The following is a 6,000-nucleotide window of genomic DNA, read 5'->3' as shown; positions in this document are numbered from 1 at the left end:
CGACCAGATACGACAGATGCCCGAAGGTCTTCCTCTCCGCCATCGCCCTCGCCGCAACCGTCATTTATTGGTTATGAGTCCTGACCCTAGACACCCAAAGCTTATGTTAACATGCAATTTGATAGCCTAATCGGGAAGCCGGGTTGCAAAGCGGAGCGGCGCCAACATGACTTCTGAAAGCAAAATAACTTATCTTTCTGACGAAGACTTGGAAGGTTTAGGGATCCAACCTTCGGAAGTTGCCGACGCGATTGAATCTGCGCTGATAGCCAAGGCAAGTAAGCAGCTTCATACGTCCCCTAAGACAGCCATTTTGCCCGGGGATGGACGGTACGCAATGTCGACCTTGGCAGTAGGAGATGATGGGTTCATCGTGACCAAACAGGTAACGGTGTGTCCGAACAATCCGGCAAAAGGGCTCCCTGCGATTAACGGCGCTATCATGGTAATGGACGGGCAAACCGGGGTTCTCCGGGCAGTCTTAGGGGCAAATTGGGTAACGTCTGTTAGAACAGCGGCGCTGTCAGTCGTCGCCGCGCGTCGACTTGCTGATCCCAATGCTGAGACAGTGGCTTTTGTTGGGGCCGGCGTGCAAGCTCACTCCCATTTGCTTGCGTTCTCCGAAGTTTTCCCCTTGAAAAGCATTCGTGTGTTCGGACGTGGCAAAGCGAATGTCGACAAGCTTTGTCGCCGGGCTCGGGACATAGACCTCGAGGCCCAAACAGCCACCAGTGCCAAGGACGCCTTGCGTGATGCCGATCTGGTAGTGACATCAATAACTTTGGACTATTCCATCGAACCTTTTCTGGATGCCCGATGGCTAAAGCCGACTGCCTTCGCCGCCATTACAGATGCCTGCATTCCGTGGCTTCCAGAGGGTATGACCGCTTTCAAAACTGTTATTGTTGACGACCGAAAACAGGAATCTGAAAGCGACAAACCAATGCTGCCATATCAGCGGGTAACAGGGGACTTGACGGAAATTGTCTCGGGAGCAGTCGATACCACTTTAAGCAAGAAACCGGCTGCATTCGCTTTCAGAGGGATTTCTTTGGGAGATTACGCAACAGCGGTACTCGCAGTTCGTCGGGCCGCCGAGGTACGAGCTCGGCAAAAGTAGGAAACTTTCGGCTTTGGGCTCAGCGCTGCCATTTTCTGCGATGAGCATGATTGACCGCTCGCAGCCCCGAACGGTCTTTGAAAGCTGGAAATTAACACCTCAGCCACCGTGGCTCGCTGCGACCGATTTTATGTTAAAGTAAGCAGGCATCAATTGGAGATTGTTGGCTCGGAGCAACGGAGATGGAACGCAAGTTAGCGGCCATTCTGGCCACCGATATAGTCGGTTTCGCGGGATTGGTATCACGCGATGAAAGCGGAACATTAGCTAAGTTGGTTCGACTAGAACGTGAAATCATCGGCATGCAGGTGGAAGCAAACCGGGGTCGTGTTTTTAAGTCTACTGGCGATGGGTTTTTGGCTGAGTTCTCGAGTGTCTTTGAGGCGGTCAATTGTGCAATTAACATTCAAAGAGCCTGCGCACGCGAAGCACGCCGGTCGAACAGTGACGACCCTCTCATCTTACGCGTCGGCGTTTCTCTCGGTGATGTCGTTGTACACGGCGACGATATTCTCGGAGACGGCGTAAATACTGCGGCACGGCTTGAAGCAATAGCGGAACCAGGTGGAATCGCGGTTTCAGGAGAAGTAATGGCGCAAATAGCGGGCAAGATAGATCTTCCGCTGGCGGATTGCGGTCACAAAAGACTCAAGAGAACTGATAGTCCAATACATGTCTACATGACCGTTTCAGAACCCGGAGAAGAGGGAGGTTTTCTGGATTTTGATGAAGATGAATTGGCCAAAACCTTAATAACTGGTGGCTGCATCTGTGGGTTAGTACGGTATGAAATAAACGCGCCTGCCATAAGCACCGGGTATTGCCATTGTAGTTGTTGCAGAAAATTTTCTGGTTCAGCAGTTAATGCATGGGCGGCTTTTCCCGCTTCTGCTGTTCGATTTCTCACCGAGGAACCTCGATACTTCGCAACTACGCCGATAGCAAATCGTGGCTTTTGTGCCAGATGCGGGGCAAGCCTAACTTATAAGCTCGTAAAGCCACGAGAAACGGCCTATCTGGTCCTGCATACTTCGAGCCTCGACCAACCGGAAAACTTTGCTCCTTCAGTCCACTCCGGAATAGAAAGCAAAATGCCTTGGTTTGATATTTTGGATGATTTGCCGCGGACAAGATCTTCAGACTCCAGAGTTTTGCAAGAAGCATGGTCAAGTGTCGGTCTACCAGACCCTGAAACTTGGGGACCTTTGGCTAAGCCGCCTGATGTTTTTTAGTGATCGAGCGATTTCTGCTTTATCCGCAAAGAGAGCATTCCTAGCGTTTGAGAAAATGACAACATCGAGCCCAATGCGGGCGCCCATTCGACGTTAGTGCGGCTGCACAACGACCGAACGCTCGTAGACCAGATCGGTCGGTCGTTTTTTCTAGATTTCCAGTGTCCCCGGCTCACGATCTACTGATCGGCTTGACTTCCATTGAAGCCATGTCGCGGCGGTCAACAGTTCTAATATGCGACAGCACCTCCATCTCGAAACTTTCCTTGAAGGTAAATGGGCATCTGTTCTGATTAGAGCATGAAACTGCAAACCTATTAATCTGACCTAACGTGGCAATGGTAGCTTTGTCCGCAGAGCAATCGTTCACGCCGAGCGCCGCGAAGGTTCGATTGCCGCTCGCCGCTATTCACTTCAACGACTGTTCGCAGACCAAATTGGGCATTCTTCCAGCGGCAAAAAATATGTTTCCACATGTTGCACACTTGCTATGACTTGCCGCTGGTCTACAACTGGTGTCGTCAATCAGGAATGCCTGCGGCTGCCAGCATTTTATAGTAGGCGTCATAGATTTCTGGTTTTGCGATAGAGATACGAGCGCGCATATGCCGGAACATTGAAACGCTAAAATCGGGTTCCCGCGACATATGAATACCTGCGAGCTCTCTAGCTCGGCTCCCATTGCCGAGAGCCATTTCCGCCACAAGTTCGTTCAGGCGAAAGACAGTCACAGTATTATGAAATGCACGCATTTTTTGGGCAGTTTCTCTTAGATCGCGCCAGTTCCCTTCCGCGATTTGCGACAGGCTGATACCCATGTGGACCCGGTAGTTTAGTGGGTCATTCGGGTTAAGTCGGAGCGCCTCCCTGGCATGAGCTTGTGCCACCTGCGCTTCACCCATCAGGCCATGCAGTACGCAACTGGATCCCCAGGCTGAAACGCAATTTGGGCTTCTCTCGACGACTTGATCCACAAGTGACAAACCGTACTCTGTATCCTCCGACAGAAACGCGAGTACGTAACCGGCATATGCTTGCGCCTCTAGGTCAAGATGTGATGCCGCCAGAGCCTCATGTGCCAGCTGAATTGCGCAATCAAATCGGGCCTCGTTTGGACGCGTATCCGGGTTCCATAGCAAAGTGCGGATCCAGCCTCGAAGAGCGCTTGCCAATGGGTACTCACTTGAGAGTGAAAGAGCTTTTGACAAATGGTCGTCTGCTTCAGTGAAATTGAACCTGTAGATCAAGGACTGCGCACGTAGGAAGTGATCATAGGCTCCAAGGGTGTCAGGGCGCTTGTGAGCAGCACGGTCTATTTCAGCTTGTCGGATACCTGGCGCAATCGAAGCAACGACAGCCTCGGTAATCTGGTCCTGAAGCTCAAAAACATCATCGAGCTTGCCATCGTATCGATCCGCCCAAACATGAGACCCGGTTTCCGCATCAATCAGCTGACCCGTGACACGCAACCGGTCACCAGCGCCGCGAACGGACCCTTCCAATATATAGCGGACACCAAGCTCTCGGCCGATACGACGCACATCAACCGAAAGCCCTTTGTAAGAAAAAGAGGAGTTTCGGGCGACCACGAATATCCAGGGCACTCTGGACAAGCTGGTGATTATATCTTCGGCTATACCTTCTGCAAAGTAATCCTGTTCAGCGTCAGGCGACAGATTGTCAAACGCCAATACGGCCACCGAAGGCTTGTCTGGGCGAGATTGAATTATCGGGGATTCAGTAGCAAATGCTGTTTGTACCGAGTAAGCAGTTACAGGGCGTGTGATATTCTTCAGATATTGCGGCCCCAATTCGGTGAACGATACATCCACCTTACCCACAAGGTCTTCGTAAACCCGACCTGAAACGATGATCCCTCCGGGAGGAGCAAGGCTTTCCAGCCGGGCCGCGATGTTGACGCCGTCACCAAGAACATCACCGTCGTCATCAAAAACATCGCCCGCGTGAATTCCCATACGGAATTGCATTTCCGGACTTTGCCCGCGCGCCCCGTTCCGCTCAGCCATCTGACGTTGCATCGTTTCCGCACATGCCAGCGCATCTACAACCGAGGAAAACTCTGCAAGAAAACCGTCACCGGTTCTTTTGAATAGGCGTCCGCCATTCAGGCCGACATGCGGCTCCAGCGCCCTAAAGTGGCCCCTATATGTGTGCAATGCGGCTTCCTCGTTAGCACTGACAAGCGCGCTATAGCCAACAACATCAGCCACGAGTATGGCAGCCAAGTACCGCTCCAAACAAAATCCTCCCGCGTATCCATTGTGAAGGAGTGTCAAAGGGATATTAGGGGTTTCGCGCATAAATCGCGATCAATATTCAATGAACATCAGTGACCGAATAACGACACGCAAGCTTTTTGCTTTTGGGTAAATTAGGCAGAAGCGGACCTCGAAAAACCGAACTTTGTAATTTCGACTTTACACCGCAGCACAGGCACTGGAGCAAGGTGCCGCGTATGACTGCCTTGAGGGCAAAACGAGCTTCTAGCCGCGAATGCAAGGTTTTCGCTTGGCACTTTGAAAGGCCTTCCTACTCGGGTGCCATCAAAATTCTAGGTTCAGCGCCGCATGCTTGCTATCGTTTCATTAAGGGTCCATTGGCGGAAATCAGAATGACGATACGGGCGTCTTCAAGGAAGGCATTCGAGTACAGAACACGTCTCACCGACAATCGGATTTGGGACATGTTCGCGCTGCGCCAAGGAGATGTGATTGTTGCAACACCGCCAAAGTGCGGAACAACATGGACGCAAGCCCTTGTGCTGTCGCTCTTGTTTGAAAAGCCAGGTATGGACAAGGTCATGGATGACCTGTCGGTTTGGCTCGACCCGGCGTTTCGAGATCAACTCCCCATAGCTCGAATGTTCGAAGCTCAAAGCCACAGAAGATGCATCAAGACCCATACGCCTTTTGACGGCATTCCTTTCGGTCCAGATTGCACCTACATCGCGGTGTTCAGACACCCAATCGACGCACATTTTTCGATGCGCCGACATGTGGCAAACCTGAAGGAAGACCTGATCCAAGACAGGTTCCCGGATGAGCCGACAGCTTCATTCGCCCTTTTTCTTGGTGAGACCGTTCGAGAGGAGATGGCCGATGGGATCACCCTTGAGGCCATCGTTCATCACTTCAAGTCCTTCAAGTCAAACATCCAACATCCCAACATACACATTTTCCATTACGCCGATATGCGGCGCGATTTGCTCTCTCATACTAGAAAGCTCGCTTCCGTACTTGGTTTGAAAATTGGCGATGAAATGCTGGCCGCAATTGCGGAAAGTATGCAGTTCGAGAACATGCAAGCCAATGCACGCGCGAGTGCTAAGGAAGAAACACAACGGTCCACAACCTTTAAAGACCCGTCAGCCTTCTTCGATAGCGCAAGCAGTCGCAAGTGGGAGGGCAAGCTTTCAGACGAAGACCTTCTTGCGTTTCACAAACGTCTTGCAGAGTTGCTTCCGGAAGTCGACGCGCGATGGCTTCAGTCTGGCGGAGAGCTTCCTGCTTAGGACCTCACTTTCTTAGTTAAGATTGCCGCTTCGGGACCGTCTCGGCCATCTGAGACTTTTTGCCGGATGACCCGTAACCACGATGAGCGGTCATTCATGCCCGCGAACGCGGCCAG

The 6,000-nt window shown here is 51.8% G+C and carries 4 protein-coding genes; 3 read left to right on the top strand and 1 reads right to left on the bottom strand.

Annotation, left to right across the window (positions count from 1 at the left end; all coding sequences use genetic code 11):
• Positions 1 to 166: 166 nt before the first annotated feature.
• Both ACR0LI_RS17505 and ACR0LI_RS17500 read left to right on the top strand, forming a co-directional pair.
• Positions 167 to 1,120, top strand: coding sequence for an ornithine cyclodeaminase family protein (locus ACR0LI_RS17505; protein WP_480492634.1), 954 nt, complete (start codon positions 167 to 169; stop codon positions 1,118 to 1,120).
• A 182-nt stretch (positions 1,121 to 1,302) separates the two neighbouring features.
• Positions 1,303 to 2,352, top strand: a complete 1,050-nt coding sequence (locus ACR0LI_RS17500; RefSeq protein ID WP_170546192.1) for a GFA family protein — start codon at positions 1,303 to 1,305, stop codon at positions 2,350 to 2,352.
• 521 nt (positions 2,353 to 2,873) lie between these two features.
• Here the strand turns inward: ACR0LI_RS17500 and ACR0LI_RS17495 are convergent.
• Positions 2,874 to 4,598 (bottom strand): adenylate/guanylate cyclase domain-containing protein, encoded by a 1,725-nt coding sequence (locus ACR0LI_RS17495; RefSeq protein ID WP_480621667.1) that lies wholly within the window; start codon positions 4,596 to 4,598, stop codon positions 2,874 to 2,876.
• Positions 4,599 to 5,056: 458 nt separating this feature from the next.
• Here ACR0LI_RS17495 and ACR0LI_RS17490 point away from each other — a divergent pair, with 458 nt between their 5' ends.
• Positions 5,057 to 5,884, top strand: a complete 828-nt coding sequence (locus tag ACR0LI_RS17490) for a sulfotransferase domain-containing protein (RefSeq protein WP_480718944.1) — start codon at positions 5,057 to 5,059, stop codon at positions 5,882 to 5,884.
• The last annotated feature ends 116 nt before the right edge of the window (positions 5,885 to 6,000 follow it).

The organism is Ruegeria sp. CL7 (genome assembly GCF_056536445.1).
Note: the sequence above shows the minus strand (reverse complement) of the source record. Positions and strands in the feature narration are given on the sequence as shown.